Raw genomic sequence first — 18,217 nt, forward strand, 5'->3', positions numbered from 1 at the left:
GTAGTAGAGCCCACTCAACCACTGCGTCTTGCTCGACAATCCAAAAATAATTGAGAGGCTAGGACTTTTGTCCCAGCATCGTTGTTTTAGACACTTTTTCCAGAGTGGAGACTAACGGGCAAGAAATAACCGGTAGTTGCTACTTTTTTTCCTTCGATCTTTTGGAGTAAAAGATCCACCATGAGGATAGCAATGTCTTCGAGTGGTTGTTGGATGGTTGTCAGTTCAGGGGTATAGGTCTCGATGAACTGGGTTCCATCATAACCAATCACTTTCAAATCCTGAGGAATCTGAATATCTAATTCTCTAGCGACTTTCATGATCAAGATCGCCGTCAAATCATCGGAGGCAAAAATAGCATCTGGTTTGTGGTGGGTTAAAATCTGTTTGATTTCCATTTCTTTGCGAATAGGGGAGAAATCACTGGAAACATTGATGATCATAGATTCAGGTAGAACCGATGCAAATCCCGCATGACGCAAGCCGGTTGGGGAGTTGGAGTTGTCATTACCTGTGATCATGATAATATTTCGGGCTCCGGTTTTTACTAAAGTTTCTGCTGCTAGCACTCCACCAGCGTAGTTGTCTGAAGAAACAACCGGAATTTCTGGTGAGAGGTTGCGGTCAAAAGCAATGATAGGAGCAGTTACCCGGTTGTAATCTTCAATGCCCAAATTATGGCTTCCTGAAATGATGCCGTCTACCTGGTTGGCCTCCAACATCTCAATATATTCGCGCTCTTTTTCAGAGTCATGTTCACTATTGCAGATGATGGTTTTATAGCCGTGTTTGAAGAGTTGGTGCTCTAGTTTGTCGATTAATTCAGCGTAGAAAACATTGCTGATGTTGGGAAAGATCAAGCCGACTAACTTGGCTGATTTTCCTTGGAGGCTACGAGCAACATTGTTAGGTTTATAGCCCAATTCTCGCATGGCTTCTTGGACTTTTTGGATCGTTTTTTCAGATAGGTATCCTTTTTTATTGATAACCCGTGAGACAGTAGTAGGGCTGACACCGGCGAGTTTGGCGACATCAGTTAGCTTTGCGACCATAATCAAGTTCGTAGTAAGTTCCAGTAGGGGTTCCAGACTTGATCAAGATTCCATTTTGATCCGCATGTGGGTAGACCCGACCAGAAAATACTTTTTCTCCTTTATTGATAAAGATTTCAAATATCGAATTGTCAATGAAAATATTAGCGGTTGTCGTTTGGTTAGCGATTGGGCAGCTACGGCTCGTACCGAATTCTTGGGCATATTGCTCACCAGCCTGGCTACGATCCACTGTGACCAATCCTTTAGCTAGATCAAATGTGAGAACTAAGCCCTTTCCTTCTGCATCTGCAAAGAGGACGATTTCATTCTGGCTATCTTTTTTAAACTGCAATTCCAATTCATAGCAGTTCTTGGTTTGTGCCTTGTTGGCAAATGCCTCACTCTCAGCGCGCAAGTCCTTGATCGCTTCAACTGGGTATTGGTAGAGTTTGCCATCTTTGATGGTTAATTCTTTGACCAGTGAGAGAGCTCCTTGGTAGTCATAGGAATCTGTTGGATAAGAAACGTCTGGAAGACCTAGCCAGCTGACAGCATAGGCACGTCCATCGGGTGCATTAAATCCTTGAGTCGCATAGGCTTCAAAACCATAGTCGAGATTATGCAATTCAGATACATCAACCATTTTGGCCTTTTCTGGGTCAAAGCTTGCAGCGATTTTGTACATATTTGGATAGATATTGTCATAATCGAGAACGGATTTATCTAAGCCTTGAGGGCAGTAGAGGAGAACGGGTTGGTCTCCAACAAAGACGAGGTTGGGACATTCCATCATATAAGCTGTCCGATCGTTTGCAAAATCCAAGTCACCGACTGCAACCCAGTTGGTATAGTCGTTATCTACAGCCTTATAGAGACGGATGAATCCTTTCTTCTCAAGGTCTTGACCACCAACGATAGCGTAGTATTGACCCTTGAAATTAAAAATCTGTGGGTCACGGAAGTGATCCGTAGAGTCAGCCGGTTGATCAATCAAGATTTTGTCAATTTTTTCAATCTTTCCGTCTTTGTCCATCAAAGCACCGACTTGGTATGGATGACGAACCCATTCTGCATCCCGAACATTACCAGTGTAGAATAGGAATAGTTTGTCACCAAACTGCATGGCTGATCCGGAATAAGCTCCGTGGCTATCCAGATCTGTGTCTGGAAGAAGCGTTACACCAGTTTCTTTGAAATGAACCAAGTCTTCACTTTCTGTTTGTACCCATGATTTTAACCCATGGGCTGCACCAAATGGGAAATTTTGGTAAAACAAGATCCATTTTCCATCAAAGTAGGAAAAACCGTTAGGATCATTTAAGAGACCAGCTTTTGGCTCAACATGATAGTGTGTGTGCCAAGGAGATTTGGCCATATGATCTTGGATGGCTTGCTTTTCCTCTTTTGTCCAGTCTTCGTAACGTCTGTAACGACGTTCAGTTGTCCATTCCATTTTATTCCTCCGAATTTTTTCTTACTTCCATAGTACCGATTTCCCATTAAAAATGCAAGCGATAAATGAAAAGAATGGCAAAAAATGTCAAACGATTGACATCTATTTTGTAGTTTGAAGAAAAGATGAGAAGTTGAAAATCCATGAAAAAATGAAAGAAAATGAAAATAAAAGACTGAATTAAAGCACTAAAAAGCGTAGTATAAGCCTCTCTTGAAATGAAAATAGTTTCATTCTGTCAAAACGTGTCAAAAAGTCTAAAAAAGTTTCAAAAAAATCCTGCAAAACGCTTGACATATTTTCAATACGTGGTACAATTAAAAACGTAGAAACGATTTAACCGTTTACATTACAAAAAATAAGGAGATTTACTTTATGGATTACAATAAAGTAGCCAAAGAGGTTATCGAAGCAGTTGGTAAAGATAACCTTGTTGCGGCAGCACACTGTGCGACACGTCTACGTTTGGTATTGAAAGACGATAGCAAAGTTGATCAAGCTGCACTTGATAACAATGCAGATGTCAAAGGAACCTTCAAATCAGATGGTCAATACCAAGTCATCATCGGACCTGGAGATGTAAACTTTGTTTATGAAGAGCTGATTAAAGCGACTGGTTTGAAAGAAGTATCAACAGACGATTTGAAACAAATCGCTGCAAAAGATAAGAAATTCAACCCATTGATGGCCTTGATTAAACTCTTGTCTGATATCTTCGTTCCAATCATCCCTGCCTTGGTTGCAGGTGGTCTCTTGATGGCCCTTCGGAACTTCTTGACTTCAGCTGGTTTGTTTGGACCTAAATCATTGGAAGAAATGTACCCAGCTATCAAGGGTCTTTCAGCTATGATCCAATTGATGTCAGCTGCACCATTTATGTTCTTGCCAATTTTGGTTGGTATTTCTGCAGCCAAACGTTTTGGAGCAAACATCTTCTTGGGTGCTGCGATCGGTATGATCATGACCACGCCAGATCTTGGTGGGGCTACTAAATTCTGGGATATCTTTGGCTACAATGTAGCACAAACAAACTATGCCTACCAAGTTATTCCTGTCTTAGCAGCGATCTGGATCTTGGCACATTTGGAAAAATTCTTCCACAAGAAATTGCCATCAGCTGTTGACTTTACCTTTACTCCATTGCTTTCTGTGATGATTACTGGTTTCCTTACCTTTACAGTGGTTGGTCCAGTGATGCTTTTGGTGTCAAACGGAATCACAGACGCTATTGTATGGTTGTATAACACAACAAGCTTTATCGGTATGACAGTCTTTGGTGGAACTTACTCATTGATCGTTATGACAGGTCTCCACCAATCATTCCCAGCCATTGAAACACAATTACTTTCAGCTTGGCAAAAAGGTGCGGGACATGGAGATTTCATCTTCGTTGTTGCATCAATGGCCAACGTAGCGCAAGGTGCGGCAACTTTTGCCATCTTGTTCTTGACGAAGAGCGAAAAAACCAAAGGTCTTGCATCTTCTGCAGGTGTGTCAGCCCTTCTTGGTATTACAGAACCAGCCCTCTTCGGGGTTAACTTGAAATACAAATTCCCATTCTTCTGTGCCCTTATCGGTTCAGCTGTGGGTGCCCTCTTTGCGGGTCTTCTCCAAGTAGTTGCTGTTTCACTTGGATCAGCAGGTTTCCTTGGATTCCTTTCAATCAATGCAACATCTATCCCATTCTACCTCTTGTGTGAAGTGATTGCCTTTGCGGTAGCCTTTGCATTGACTTACTTCTATGGTAAGACAAAAGCAGCAGCTGTGTTTGCGGCTGAAGGAAATGTAGCAACAGCAGAAACTTCTGAAAAAGCAGAAGCCAAAGAAGTAGCAGCTGCTTCTGAAGAAGTTGAAGCAACTCTTGCGGATGAAGTGATTGTAACTCCTATCGTTGGTAGTACAGTAGCACTTGCTGATGTGAATGATCCTGTCTTCTCAAGTGGAGCGATGGGACAAGGAATTGCCATCAAACCAACTGAAGGCGTTGTCTATGCACCAGCAGATGCTGAAGTAACCATTGCTTTTGCAACTGGTCACGCTTACGGTTTGAAGACTGCTAATGGTGCTGAAATCTTGATCCACGTTGGGATTGATACAGTATCAATGAACGGTGAAGGATTTGATCAAAAAGTAGCTCAAGGCGATAAAGTCAAAGCTGGTGATGTCCTTGGTACATTTGATGCAGCGAAAATTGCCGCAGCTGGTCTTGAAGACACAACCATGGTGATTGTCACTAACACGGCTGACTTTGCTTCTGTCACACCTGTTGCAACTGGATCTGTTGCGAAGGGTGATGCGATCATCGAAGTCAAAGCTTAATCGAAACAATAAGTTCTCAAGGACTGGTCTATCATCTCCAGTCCTTGAATTTTATTTCTCAAAAAAAGGTGTGTTTTTTCTTTAGAGAAGAGAAAAAGATTGACTACAAAATATGCTATAATAAATACAGGATATTTTTCATAATAAAAAAGGAGCCAACATGACAAAATTATATGGAAGTTTGGAAGCTGGCGGTACAAAATTTGTTTGTGCAGTTGGTGATGAAAACTATAATGTTGTGGAAAAAGTACAATTTCCAACAACCAAGCCAATTGAGACGATTGATAAGTGTATTGAATTTTTCTCAAAATTTGAGGATCTAGTTGGGCTTGCGATTGGATCATTTGGACCAATTGATATCGATCCAAATTCAAACACTTATGGTTTCATCACAACGACTCCAAAACCAAATTGGGCCAATGTAGATATCGTTGGAGCTTTCCGTCGTGCCTTGAATGTACCTATCTATTTCACGACAGATGTGAATAGCTCTGCCTATGGAGAAGTGGTGGCGCGCAATAACGCGGGTGGCCACATCGAAAACTTGGTTTACTATACAATCGGAACTGGGATCGGAGCTGGTGTCATCCAACGTGGTGAGTTTATCGGGGGAGCTGGACACCCAGAAATGGGACACTACTATGTGGCTCAACACCCAATGGATGTGGAAAAAGAATTCAAGGGTGTTTGTCCTTTCCACAATGGCTGTTTGGAAGGCTTTGCGGCTGGTCCTAGTCTGGAAGCTCGTACAGGTATTCGTGGGGAAAACATTGAACTCAACAGCAATGTATGGGATATTCAAGCCTACTACATCGCACAAGCAGCAGTGAATGCGACAGTTACCTTCCGCCCAGACGTCGTTGTCTTTGGAGGAGGAGTCATGGCTCAACAACATATGTTAGATCGTGTTCGCACGAAATTTACTGCCCTCTTAAACGGTTACCTCCCTGTACCAGATGTGAGAGATTATATTGTGACACCTGCAGTTGCCGGCAATGGTTCAGCGACCTTGGGGAACTTTGTTCTTGCAAAAGAAGTGAGCGAGAAGCTTAAAAAATAAGAAGCAATTGTCTCTTAGAGTTTAGAAACAAGAGCGAGGAGGCTGGGACAAAAGTCCTAGCCTCTCAATTATTTTTGGATTGTCGAGCAAGACGCAGTGGTTGAGTGGGCTCTACTACGCTGATTTCATCAGCTTTTACAGCTCTACTCAACTGTGCGGAGGTGGGACGACGAAATCGAATTCTAACGAATTACCGATTTCTGTCCCACTCTCTTCTTTCGTCTATCTATCAAGAAGTGAGGAAGGAATGAAAAAGAATATTGTAAAGGATGTCTTATTCTTGGGTCAAAAGTCAGAAGAAGCGACACCTGAGGATCGCACCTTGGCTTTGGATTTGCAGGACACCTTAAATGCTCATCTCCTTGAGTGTGTTGGTTTAGCGGCAAATATGATCGGGGTGAAAAAACGGGCGATTATCATCCGAATGGGAAGTGAAAATTTGGTCCTATTTAATCCGGTTCCCCTTGAAAAGAAAAAGCCTTACCAAACAGAGGAAGGATGCTTGTCCTTGATGGGGAGTCGGCCGACCACTCGTTATGAGGAGATTACAGTGACCTATCGAGATGTGAATTGGAAAGCAAAAACAATTCATTTGACAGGTTTTCCAGCCCAGATCTGTCAGCATGAGATGGATCATCTAGAAGGCATTATTATCTAAAGATGAAGGATGGAGTCGATTCGGCTCCATTTTTTTAGTTCTTATGGAAACTTTTTTCTTGACAGGGATCTTTTTTGCGTTAAAATAGTTCTCATAGTAACTTTAAAGTTCTTAAGAGAACTATTTGGAGGAAATGATGGACAAACCTTTACAAGAATTTAAAAAAATCGGCCATCTCATTCACCTCATGGTAGAAAGAGAGGCCAAGAAGAGAGGGCTTGAATTTAGCGCAGGACCCCAAGGTCAGGTATTGAGCTTCTTATCTCATCGTGAAAAGGAGGGAAAAGTGACCTTGATTCGGGATGTTGAGCAGGAACTTCATATCGCAAAATCAGTGACGAGTAACCTGATCAAGCGGATGGAGAAAAATGGCTTTATTTATTTAGAGCCTAGTCCGACCGATAAACGGGCCAAGTATGTCTACCTAACAGACAGTGTGAAAAATAAGTTGAATGACATGAAACAATTCTTTGAGGAAGTGGACCAGAAGATGATGGCGGGTGTATCCGAAGAAGAATTGGCCATCTTTTTCAAGGTCATGCAGCAATTTTATGAGAACATGAAAAAAAGGAGCGAGGAATGATCAATATGTTTCGGCGGTTAACCGCCAAAGAATGGGCTATGATTGCCCTTAGTACGGTCTTTATCTGTCTGGCGGTTTGGATGGATTTAAAGACTCCTGAGTACTTATCCGATATCACGACCCTCTTAGCCAAGGATGGGACCAAGGTTTCTGATATTATGGATCCGGGAAGCAAGATGTTGCTCTTCTCTTTTGGAAGCTTTTTGATGGCAGTTTTTGTAGGCTTTTTGGCTTCAAGAGTCGCTGCCAGCTTTACGACGCGGCTTCGAGGAGAGATTTTTCATCAAGTGATGGATTACTCTAATGCCGAGATCAAGAAATTCTCCGTTCCCTCTCTCTTGACTCGGACGACCAACGATTTGACTCAATTGCAAATCATGATTGTGATGGGGATGCAAGTCGTGACGCGTGGTCCCATTATGGCAATTTGGGCTTTGACCAAGATTTGGGGCAAGAGCGATGCTTGGACAACGTCTGTTGGGATTGCGGTCTTGATGGTCTTGATTCTGCTATCTGTTCTGGTTCTTATTGCCTTTCCGCGCCAGCAAAAGGTTCAAGGTTTGACCGATGCTTTGAATGCGACGACACGGGAGAGTTTGACTGGGGTGCGAGTGGTTCGCGCCTACAATGCAGAAGCTTATCAAAATGAGAAATTCCAGGCTGAAAACAAGGGCTTAACCCGTCTAAATCTCTTTGTTTACCGTTTGATGTCTTTGATGAACCCTGTCATGACAGTGGTATCAAGTGGGTTGACCCTTGCTATCTACTGGATTGGGGCGCACTTGATCAATGATATCGCCATGCCAAAAGATCCTACAAAGATCTTCACCAGTCCTGCATTAGCGGATCGGACCAAGGTCTTCTCCGATATGATCACCTTCTCCTCTTACGCCATGCAGGTTGTCATTGGCTTTATGATGATGGTGGCCATCTTGATTATTCTTCCTCGTGCTTTGGTATCCGCAAAACGGATTAATCAGGTCTTGGCTCTAGAGCCGTCTGTTGATTTTCCATCTGAGTCCAATACTGAGTCTGGAGAAAAAGGAAGTGTAGAATTTCAAGATGTTTCCTTTCGCTATGGACGGACTTCTCGTGCTGTGATTGAACACGTGACCTTCTCAGCTCAGAAAGGACAAACTGTTGCCTTCATCGGATCAACTGGTTCTGGTAAATCCACTTTGGTCAATTTAATCCCACGTTTTTACGATGCGACAGAAGGAAAGATCTTAGTGGATGGCGTCAATGTCAAGGGCTATAGCCACCAAGAATTGAACAATAAAGTCGGCTACATTCCCCAAAAAGCAGTGCTCTTCAGTGGCACTATTCGCTCCAATATGGAATTTGGAGAAAGTAGTCAAGGAAAATTAGAGGATGAAGCTATTTGGAAAGCTCTTGAATTGGCCCAAGCCAAAGAGTTTGTTGCCACAAAAGAGAAGGACTTGGATACAGAAGTAGCGCAAGGAGGAAGCAACTTCTCTGGAGGACAACGTCAACGTTTGGCCATTGCGCGTGCCCTTGCACGCAAGCCCGAGATCCTCATCTTTGATGATTCCTTCTCAGCCCTGGATTATAAAACGGATCGTATCTTGCGACAAGCCCTAAAAGAAGAGTTGGCAGATACGACCAAATTGATCGTTGCCCAACGGATTTCGACCATTATGGATGCGGATTTGATTTTGGTCCTGGATCAAGGGAAGGTCGTCGGTCAAGGTACCCACAAGGAATTGCTTGCGACCAATGAAGTCTACCAAGAAATTGCCTATTCACAATTGTCTAAGGAGGAGTTGGAACATGCATAAAACAAAACAAGAATCGTCCCTTTGGAGACAACTTTCTCCTTATTTGAAGAGCTTCCACCTATTTTTTGGAATTGCTATCCTCTTTTCGGTCGTATCGAGTATTATCACGGTTATTGGACCGGATAAGTTAAAAGAAATCACGGATACTATCACAAAAGGGATGGGAGGCGCCATTGATATTGACAAGATCACTTCAATTGCCCTGACCTTAGCCATTCTTTATGGAGTTGGAGCACTGGTGTCCTACAGCAGTAGTTTCATTATCTCAACCATGATTCAGCGCTTCGCGGAACGCTTGCGCAATGCTATCGCTGAAAAGATCAATCGTGTACCCCTCCAATATTTTGATAGCCATGAACAAGGAGATACCTTGTCTCGTGTGACCAATGACGTGGATCTCATGACCCAATCCTTTAACCAAAGTTTGGTTCAAATGGTCTCTTCTATTGTCTTATTGATTGGCTCCATCTTTATGATGTTTAAGACGGACTGGCATCTAGCTTTGACTGCTATCCTTTCCGTCTTTGCAGGCTTTGCTCTTTCTAGCATCATTATGGTCAAGAGTCAGCCTTTGTTTAAACAGCAGCAAGATAATCTTGCCAAAGTTTCAGGCTATGTTGAAGAAATCTATAGTGGACACAATGTGGTCATTTCCTATAATGGCCGTCATCAGGCCAAAGATCATTTTGATGCTATCAACCAAGATTTGTACCATAGCATGTGGAAATCCCAATTCTTCTCTGGTATCATGATGCCCTTGATGCAGTTTGTAGGGAATTTCGGATATGTCATGGTCTGTATCGTTGGGGCTGTCCTCACCATTAATGGGGATATTACCATCGGGACCATTGTGGCCTTTATGACCTATGTCCGCATCTTTACCCAACCAATTGGTCAAATGGCGCAAGGAATTACCCAATTGCAATCAGCCAGTGCTGCTATGGGGCGTGTCTTTGAATTCTTAGACGAAGAAGAAATGGAAGATGAATCCCAAAAAACACGCCAATTGGAAGCGCCAAAAGGTCATGTCACCTTTGAGCATGTGCGCTTTGGTTATTCACCAGATAAGACTATTATCCATGACTTTACTGCTGAAGCCAAACCGGGGCAAAAAGTGGCTATTGTTGGTCCGACAGGTGCTGGTAAGACCACTATGGTCAATCTCTTGATGCGCTTTTATGACATTCAAGCTGGTAAAATTGCCATCGATGGTGTGGATACTAAGTCCATAAGCCGCGAAGAAGTTCATGATGCCTTTTCGATGGTCTTACAAGATACCTGGCTCTTTGAAGGGACCATTCGGGAAAATCTTGTCTTCAATCAAACCGATATTTCAGATGAAGCAGTCGAAGCGGCAACCCGAGCGGTTGGGGTCCATCACTTTATTCGGACCTTGCCGAATGGCTATGATACTGTATTAGATGATTCAGTGACCTTGTCCGTTGGTCAAAAGCAACTCTTGACCATTGCGCGTGCCCTCTTGAAGGACGCCCCGCTTCTTATCTTGGATGAAGCAACCTCATCTGTCGATACCCGTACAGAAGAGTTGATTCAAAAAGCCATGGACAAACTCATGGAAGGCCGAACCTCCTTTGTTATTGCCCATCGCTTGTCCACTATCCGCAATGCGGATCTGATTCTTGTGATGAAAGATGGAAATATTATCGAGCAGGGTAACCACCAAGAACTCATGAGCCAAAATGGCTTCTATGCTGATCTCTACAATAGCCAATTCACAGAAGAAGTAGCGTAACAACAAGATACAAAGCCCGTAAAATGCAAAGTGAAAATAGGAAATTCTTGCAGTGAGCCATGCTCACAAGAGAATTTATCTTTTTCACACAGCATTTAGGGCGTGTTCAATTCGTGTAATGGAAAGCACAATGGTGCCTTGCCGACACGACTCACTAACTCCTCAGGTGGATAATATCGATCCACCTTCGTCCTGTCGCAATTCCAACAAGATACAAAGGGCGTAACATACAAAGTGAAAAAATGAGAGTGGGACAGAAATCGGTAATTCGTTAGAATTCGATTTCGTCGTCCCACCTCCGCACAGTTGAGTAGGGCTGTAAAAGCTGATGAAATCAGCGTAGTAGAGCCCACTCAACCACTGCGTCTTGCTCGACAATCCAAAAACAATTAAGAGGCTAGGACTTTTGTCCCAGCCTCATTTTTTTATCGATAATAGTAATGGAAAAGACGTTTCTTGGAGACAGAAAAATGATAAATCATCAGATTTTAGTGCTAAATCATGTGAAAAAGAAGAAAGAAAGGATAAAAAAGAAGCCTGGCTTGACAGGTTTTCTTAGGATCGCGTATACTAGTAGTATAAAATAAGATGAAAGACAGGAGTGCCAACATGAAGCCCAATCTTCAAGATTATCCGAAATTTTATCGTTGGCTAACCCTGCCTTTTGCGAGAAAACCACATCGTGTGCGGGTCCTTCAAAGGACGAATCGAATCTTGACGTTCGCCATGCCAGGCATCTACGGCCTGGTCTTTTGTTGGCTGTTTTTTAAGAAAACTTCAATGGGAGAAATCTGGCCTTTTATCTGGATCCCTGCTTCGGGTTTTGTCTTGTTTAGCCTCTTTCGTCATTGGGTCAATGTTCCGAGACCTTATGAGAAATGGGAGATTCAACCCTTATTAGAAAAGAATTCATCCGGACATTCCTTTCCTAGCCGACATGTTTTTTCGGCCACCATTATCTCCATGTGTGTCTGCCAGTTGTCGCTTCCGCTTGGAATGTGCTCCATGCTCCTATCTCTTCTATTAGCCCTTGTCCGAGTTCTTGGAGGGGTTCATTATCCCAAGGACGTTCTCGTCGCTTGGGGATTGGGACTCGTCTGGGGAGGACTCTTTTTGCTGGTTTGAATGAACAAATTCCTAAAAATTGACCTTTGTGTAAGAGTGAAGGATAGTGTATACTGGAAAGTAGATTTAGAATAGGAGAGAAAATGAAGTACAGAAAAGCAAAAAAAGCAGATCTGGGTCAGGTGGTTCGAGTAGCCAGTACAGCTTTTGAGGAGTATCTATTTTTAAAAGTCATCAAAGATTTGGTGCGTGATCCCAAGCAGTATCCTGCCTTTGTTGAGGCCATGATGCGCATCTTGGTAAAGGTTTTTCTCAAGCACCATATTTGCCTTGTGGCAGAAAAGAACGATGAAATTTATGCAGTTGCTTTGTTACAAAAGGGACCGATTCCTTTTCGAGCCTATCTCTTAAATGGGGGATTCGGTTTGCTCAAGTTTATTTCCTTGAAGAATATGTTGTCCTATTTTAAATTTATGGAGGACACGGATAAGGAATTGGAGCAAAATGTAGACTTTGATTGGTATTTGATGCTTCTCGCAGTCGCCCCTAAACACCAACGGCAGGGCTATGGCAGTCGCTTTATGACAGAAGGAATTGAGCCTTTCTTGGAAGGGATCAAAGGGGAAAAACTAGCCTTTTATACCAATACCAAAGGAAATGTCTATTTTTATACCAAAAATGGCTACAAGGAAGTCTATTCAAGTGAGATTAGCTTTAACCAAGTAGAGATGGGTAGTTGGTATTTCTTGAAGGAACTAAAAAAACACTAAGGTTACAACCTTAGTGTCAGATTGATGACAAAGTCATTTTAGAAACTTTCCTTAGGTGAGTACGGACGTCAGCGAACTTCGAAGAAGTTCCATGACTTAGTTTTGAGCCTAAGTTCTCAAAACTCCCGAGCTCTTGAAACTATTAAGTTTCAAGAGCTTTTCTCACGTCGGAAAGTTTCAGTTGATGATTGAATAATTCTAATGAATAAATTTTTTTATTTTTATAGAAGTTAATAGATTTGTATAAAATAGCAATTTGTATACACCCTCACACTAAGGATACAACCTTAGTGTTTTTTTCATTGTAGCTGTGAATCTGCTTGAACACCGAATTTTTCAAAGAAAGCAGTTCGTTCTTCTATGATAGCATCGGTCGGATGTTTGATATTCCGTAAGAGCTCAACAAGGTCCGGCGTAACTTCACGGAGCAGTTGCCCTAAAGACCAGATAGCCGTTGCAATATGGATCTGATTTTGTGAAGTTTCGATGATGTTCAGGAGTTTAGGGATGGCCGAGCGGTCATTGGCATTGGCTAGTGCGATAATAGCATTGCGTTGGAGGATATTCTTACCTCGCCAGCTTCCAGCAACGTTCCCGAATTTCTCCTTAAATTGTCCGTTGGACAGCTCGATAAAAGGAATCAACTCTGGATGAGCCAGATCTGGATCGATTTCTGTTGCTAAGGGATTATCTAGCCCTTTGTTATAAGGGCAGCTAATCTGACAAATATCACATCCATAGATGACCGTTTTAATTTTCTTGCGAAATTCTAGGTCCATCATGCCCTTGTCCTGAGTTTGGAAGGACAAACAGCGTTTGGCATTCATAGAGCCATCCCCGATTAAACAGGAGGTTGGGCAAGCATCTAAACAACGCCGACAGTCTCCACAACCATAGTCGACTGGTTGATCTGGTTCGATTTCGAGGTTGGTAATCAATTCCCCCAGAAACATGTAAGAACCGTATTCTTTTGAAATGACCAAGCCATTTTTTCCGATAAAGCCAATCCCTGCTCGTTGGGCGACGGCCGTATCTACCAGTGCTCCAGTATCGACCATGCCCTTGTATTCAAAATCCTGCGTCATTTCTTCAATCCCAGCAGCTAAGCGGTTGAGCTTGTCTTGAAGGACATAATGGTAGTCTAACCCCCAGCTGTTGGGAGTGAATTTTCCTCTTTTATAGGCTGTTTTTTGAGGTTGTTGCTTGAGTTTGTGGGGGTAGGCGACAGCGATTGAGATGATGGTCTTGGCGGAGGAGAGACTTAATTTGGGTTGGATGCGCTCTTCAATATTTTTATGCTCGAATCCAGAATTCCGTCCTTCCTCAACGGCCAAGCGGAGCGATTTTTCCAAATAAGCGAAGTCATCAGCAGTTGTAAATCCAATTTTTGAAATCCCAATAGAATGCGCCAGTTGAATAATGTTTTCTTTTAGTGTCATCCCTTTCATTATACACAAAAATAAAGTTTCTGGCGAGAGAGGAAAAAGATGGAAAGGGCTTTCAAAAACTTTCTTTTTTTTGTATAATAGAAACATGAAATGCGAGGAGGATATTATGGGACAACCATTATTTTTACATTCAGTCATGCAGGAAAAAATTTGGGGAGGAACTCGTCTGAAAGAAGAATTTGGTTACGAAATTCCGAGCGACCATGTCGGTGAATTTTGGGCGATTTCAGCCCATCAACATGGAGTTTCTAAAGTAGCCAATGGTCCATACGAAGGAATGGGATTGGATCAGCTTTATCAAGAACACCGGGAATTATTCGGTAATCGTAAAGAGCCTGTCTTTCCTTTATTAACAAAGATTTTGGATGCCAACGATTGGCTCAGTGTACAGGTGCATCCGGATGATACCTATGCAATGGAGCATGAAGGAGAACTTGGAAAAACTGAGTGCTGGTATGTGATTGCGGCCGATGAAGGGTCCGAGATTATCTATGGACACAATGCCAAGTCAAAAGAAGAACTCCGTCAGCAAATTGAGGACAAGAACTGGGATGCCTTACTGACAAAGGTTCCTGTCAAGGCTGGAGATTTCTTCTATGTGCCAAGCGGGACCATGCACGCGATTGGATCTGGAATCTTGATCCTTGAAACCCAACAGTCGAGTGATACCACCTACCGGGTTTATGATTTTGACCGCAAGGATGCTCAAGGAAACTTGCGGGAGCTTCATCTTGAAAAATCAATTGATGTCTTGAACATCGGTGAGCCAGCAAATAGCCATCCAGATACAGTTGTGATCGATGATCTTCGAATGACCACCTTGGTTGCCAGTGATTTCTTCACCGTTTATAAGTGGGAACTGACTGGAAAAGCTGATTTTGAAAAGACCGCTGATTACAGCTTGTTGAGCGTCTTAGCCGGAGAAGGAAAATTGACGGTAGATGGAAAGGATTATCCTATTCAAAAAGGAAGCCACTTTATCTTACCGAGCGATGTTGAATCTTGGACTTTGGAAGGTCAAGGTTTAGAATTGATCGTAAGTCATCCATAAAAAGAAAGGATTTGAGTTAAAAGCTGTGAAACAACTCAAGCCTTTTTTTATCTGAAAACTTTTTTTATGTTAAGCCTTGACTCTGACCTAAGGTGAGGGATTATACTATTCTTGTAAGGAGGAAATCATGTACCATATCAAAGAAGCTGCAGAGCTGTCAGGTGTCTCTGTCAAGACCTTGCACCACTATGACAAGATAGGACTTCTCGTTCCTGTGAAATCTGAAAATGGCTATCGGACATACAGTCAAGAAGATTTAGAACGATTACAGGTGATTCTCTACTACAAGTATCTAGGATTTTCCTTAGACCAAATAGCAGAACTCTTAGCTGAAGAAAAATCTAACTTATTGCCCCATTTGACCAAACAGTTGGACTATTTGACTCAAGAAAGACAACGTCTGGATACCTTGATTTCTACCTTGCAAAAAACCATTCAAGAACAAAAAGGAGAAAGAAAAATGACCATTGAGGAAAAATTTACTGGATTTAGCTACCAAGATACTCAAAAATACCAGCAAGAGGCGGTAGAGAAGTACGGTCAAGAAGTCATGGATCAAGCGCTTGAACGCCAAAAAGGTCGAGAAGAGGAGGCGACAAGAGCCTTTAATCAAGTCTTCCAAGTCTTAGCGAAAAACCTCCAAGCTGGTTTGCCAGTAACAGCATCGGAAAACCAAGAAGAAGCCGCCAAACTTTTAGACGCGATTCGAACGTATGGATTTGACTGCTCTATAGAGGTTTTTGGCCATATCGGCAAAGGCTATGTCTATAATCCAGAATTCAAGGAAAACATCGACAAGTTTGGAGCTGGCACAGCCCAGTACACTTCGGATGTCATTGCCCACTATGTGGCACATCAACCCAAATAAAAAAGAGAGAGTGGGACAGAAATCGGTAATTCGTTAGAATTCGATTTCGTCGTCCCACCTCCGCACAGTTGAGTAGGGCTGTAAAAGCTGATGAAATCAGCGCAGTAGAGCCCACTCAACCACTGCGTCTTGCTCGACAATCCAAAAATAATTGAGAGGCTAGGATTTTTGTCCTAGCCTCGTTTTTTGCTTGGATCAATTTGAAAAGAAGCTGACCGATCTAAGAGAGCTTGAATGGATGAACACAATGAAAACTTTATGAAATTTCACTATTTCGGTTGACAGTCTTGAAAAAAAGGAGTAGAATAACCCCTGTTTTATGAAAAGAGGCAGGGAATCCCCGGCCTCATGATCTTTTTTCAAGGAGTTTTGTATGTTTTCAACATTGAAAAAATGGTTTATTGGCCGTCCGTTGAAATCTGGTGCAGAAGGTGAAGGAGGGTTGCTTGGAAAAATGCAGGCCTTGGCCATGCTCTCTAGTGACGCGCTTTCTTCTATCGCCTACGGTCCAGAGCAAGTTATTCTGGTCTTGATGACCGTATCAGCAGGAGCCATTTGGTGGTCCATTCCGATTGGGATTGTGGTCCTGGTTCTCCTAGCCAGTTTAACGATTTCTTATCGTCAGGTCATTCATGCCTACCCTCAAGGGGGAGGGGCCTACATGGTGACTACGGAGAACTTGTCTCCCAAAGCGGGTTTGATCGCTGGTGGTAGTCTCTTGGTCGACTACATGCTGACAGTAGCAGTATCTGTGTCTTCCGGTGCAGATGCTATCACGTCAGCAATTCCATCTCTTCATCCTTATAATCTTCACATTTCCATTTTATTGGTCTTGATCTTGATGCTGATGAACCTGAGGGGATTGCGCGAATCGGCGACATCGTTGATGATTCCGGTCTATCTTTTCATTGTCAGTACCATTTCCTTGATCGGCTATGGTGTGATCCAAATCTTGACGGGTCACTTGGCCTATAACGCAACTGCTCATGTGGGTCAAACCATTTCAGGGGTTAGTATCATTCTCTTATTGCGGGCCTTTACGAGTGGATCCGCTTCCCTAACAGGGGTTGAAGCCATCTCCAATTCGGTTCCTTTCTTCAAGAAACCAAAAGCAAAGAATGCAGCTTCTACCTTGACCATTATGGCTTTAATTTTGGGGATCATGTTTGCAGGGATTACCTTCCTCAATTACTGGGTGGGTGTCGTTCCAGCTAAAGGGATAACAACTCTAGCCCAAATGGCCCAAGCTATCTTAGGAAATTCCCCAGTCGGACAAGCCTTCTTTTACGTCTTTCAATTATCAACAGCCTTGATCTTGGCAGTTGCGGCTAATACAGGCTTCTCCGCCTTTCCAATGTTGGCCTTTAACATGGCTAAAAATAAATACATGCCGCACATGTATATGGAAAAAGGGGATCGTCTGGGCTATTCTAATGGGATTTTGACCTTGGCGATTGGTGCCATCGTCTTGCTCTTGATCTTTGATGGGCAAACAGAAAGCTTGATTCCGCTTTATACCATTGGGGTCTTCATTCCTTTTGCCCTTTCTCAAACAGGGATGGTGATCCACTGGAAACGCCAATATCAAAAAGGATTTCTTAAGTATTCGCTTGCCAATATCCTGGGGGCAGCCATTTGTTATGGGATTGTCTTGATCCTCTTATTATTCCGTTTGCGTGATATCTGGCCCTTCTTCCCTATTATTGGTCTCTTGCTTTGGATGTTCTTGAGTATCCGTAATCACTATGATAAAGTTGCGGCCCAATTGCGCTTGGGAGGTCAGATCGAAAAGACAAGTTATGCGGGCAATACCGTGATTGTCCTTGTTGGGAATGTCACTCAGGTAAGTGTGGGAGCTATGAGTTATGCAAATAGCCTAGGAAACGATGTTATAGCTATGCACGTCTCAACGGAAGAAACCAAGGTTAAAGACGCTGAGGTAGCAGAAGAATTTAAGCGTTATTTCCCTCATATTCGCTTTGAAAATGTCATGACGAGTTACCGAGATATTATCCAACCAACGGTTGAATTTGTCTCAAAAGTAGCTGAGGAGGCCAAGGAAAAAGGGAACACTGTTACAGTCTTAGTCCCTCAATTTATTCCTAAAAAACATTGGCAAAATGTTCTCCACAACCAAATGAGTTTGAAATTGAAGTATGCACTTCGTTGGCATGAAGAAGTGGTTGTGGCAAGCTATTCTTACCATTTGTCTGAATAACGATCGCCTAAAGAAAAGATGTCTGCTTGAGCAGGCATCTTTTTGGATTTTCTCACATGAAAAAAACCACTCGAAAGTCTTGTAAGATACAGCCTTGATCTTGAAAAAATGTTAAAAAAATGCTAGAATAAAAAGAAC

Annotated in this window: 14 protein-coding genes; 11 read left to right on the plus strand and 3 right to left on the minus strand. The window is 42.7% G+C overall.

The window, feature by feature from the left end:
- Window positions 1–86: 86 nt before the first annotated feature.
- Window positions 87–1,052: a LacI family DNA-binding transcriptional regulator gene (locus ACESR9_RS08220; RefSeq protein WP_049471835.1), complete on the minus strand. Its 966-nt coding sequence runs from the start codon at window positions 1,050–1,052 to the stop codon at window positions 87–89.
- Window positions 1,033–2,487, minus strand: a complete 1,455-nt coding sequence (locus ACESR9_RS08225; protein WP_373106268.1) for a sucrose-6-phosphate hydrolase — start codon at window positions 2,485–2,487, stop codon at window positions 1,033–1,035. Before ACESR9_RS08225 ends, ACESR9_RS08220 begins: the two co-directional genes overlap by 20 nt.
- A gap of 375 nt (window positions 2,488–2,862) precedes the next feature.
- Between ACESR9_RS08225 and ACESR9_RS08230 the strand changes: the two genes are divergently transcribed.
- From ACESR9_RS08230 to ACESR9_RS08265, 8 genes are all read left to right on the plus strand, one after another.
- Window positions 2,863–4,806, plus strand: a complete 1,944-nt coding sequence (locus ACESR9_RS08230; RefSeq protein ID WP_373106269.1) for a sucrose-specific PTS transporter subunit IIBC — start codon at window positions 2,863–2,865, stop codon at window positions 4,804–4,806.
- A 160-nt stretch (window positions 4,807–4,966) separates the two neighbouring features.
- A complete protein-coding gene (gene scrK, locus ACESR9_RS08235) occupies window positions 4,967–5,866 on the plus strand; it encodes a fructokinase ScrK (protein WP_049471832.1) in 900 nt (299 codons plus the stop codon).
- Between the two features lie 247 nt (window positions 5,867–6,113).
- Window positions 6,114–6,524: a peptide deformylase gene (locus tag ACESR9_RS08240; RefSeq protein WP_373106270.1), complete on the plus strand. Its 411-nt coding sequence runs from the start codon at window positions 6,114–6,116 to the stop codon at window positions 6,522–6,524.
- Window positions 6,525–6,660: 136 nt separating this feature from the next.
- On the plus strand, window positions 6,661–7,107 hold the full coding sequence (locus ACESR9_RS08245) for a MarR family winged helix-turn-helix transcriptional regulator (RefSeq protein ID WP_373106271.1): 447 nt from the start codon (window positions 6,661–6,663) through the stop codon (window positions 7,105–7,107).
- Window positions 7,104–8,906: an ABC transporter ATP-binding protein gene (locus tag ACESR9_RS08250; RefSeq protein WP_373106272.1), complete on the plus strand. Its 1,803-nt coding sequence runs from the start codon at window positions 7,104–7,106 to the stop codon at window positions 8,904–8,906. The genes ACESR9_RS08245 and ACESR9_RS08250 overlap by 4 nt, the downstream gene beginning before the upstream one ends.
- Window positions 8,899–10,659: an ABC transporter transmembrane domain-containing protein gene (locus ACESR9_RS08255; protein ID WP_156671822.1), complete on the plus strand. Its 1,761-nt coding sequence runs from the start codon at window positions 8,899–8,901 to the stop codon at window positions 10,657–10,659. Before ACESR9_RS08250 ends, ACESR9_RS08255 begins: the two co-directional genes overlap by 8 nt.
- 609 nt (window positions 10,660–11,268) lie before the next feature.
- A complete protein-coding gene (locus ACESR9_RS08260; RefSeq protein WP_373106273.1) occupies window positions 11,269–11,784 on the plus strand; it encodes a phosphatase PAP2 family protein in 516 nt (171 codons plus the stop codon).
- 83 nt (window positions 11,785–11,867) lie between these two features.
- Window positions 11,868–12,494, plus strand: coding sequence for a GNAT family N-acetyltransferase (locus ACESR9_RS08265; RefSeq protein WP_070449907.1), 627 nt, complete (start codon window positions 11,868–11,870; stop codon window positions 12,492–12,494).
- 299 nt (window positions 12,495–12,793) lie between these two features.
- Here ACESR9_RS08265 and queG read toward each other — a convergent pair whose 3' ends face one another.
- Window positions 12,794–13,933 (minus strand): tRNA epoxyqueuosine(34) reductase QueG, encoded by a 1,140-nt coding sequence (gene queG, locus ACESR9_RS08270; RefSeq protein ID WP_227038615.1) that lies wholly within the window; start codon window positions 13,931–13,933, stop codon window positions 12,794–12,796.
- Between the two features lie 115 nt (window positions 13,934–14,048).
- On the opposite strand from queG, the gene manA reads away from it, so the two are divergent.
- The 3 genes from manA to kimA all read left to right on the plus strand — a co-directional run bounded on the left by manA (window position 14,049) and on the right by kimA (window position 18,079).
- Window positions 14,049–14,993 carry a mannose-6-phosphate isomerase, class I gene (gene manA / locus ACESR9_RS08275; protein WP_134974217.1) on the plus strand — a complete coding sequence of 315 codons (945 nt, stop codon included), beginning with the start codon at window positions 14,049–14,051 and terminating at the stop codon, window positions 14,991–14,993.
- Window positions 14,994–15,120: 127 nt separating this feature from the next.
- Window positions 15,121–15,861, plus strand: coding sequence for a MerR family transcriptional regulator (locus ACESR9_RS08280; RefSeq protein WP_342983261.1), 741 nt, complete (start codon window positions 15,121–15,123; stop codon window positions 15,859–15,861).
- 373 nt (window positions 15,862–16,234) lie between these two features.
- Window positions 16,235–18,079: a potassium transporter KimA gene (kimA, locus tag ACESR9_RS08285; RefSeq protein WP_214259973.1), complete on the plus strand. Its 1,845-nt coding sequence runs from the start codon at window positions 16,235–16,237 to the stop codon at window positions 18,077–18,079.
- Window positions 18,080–18,217: the final 138 nt, after the last annotated feature.

This window comes from Streptococcus parasanguinis (assembly GCF_964238605.1).
Lineage (GTDB): Bacteria > Bacillota > Bacilli > Lactobacillales > Streptococcaceae > Streptococcus > Streptococcus parasanguinis_AJ.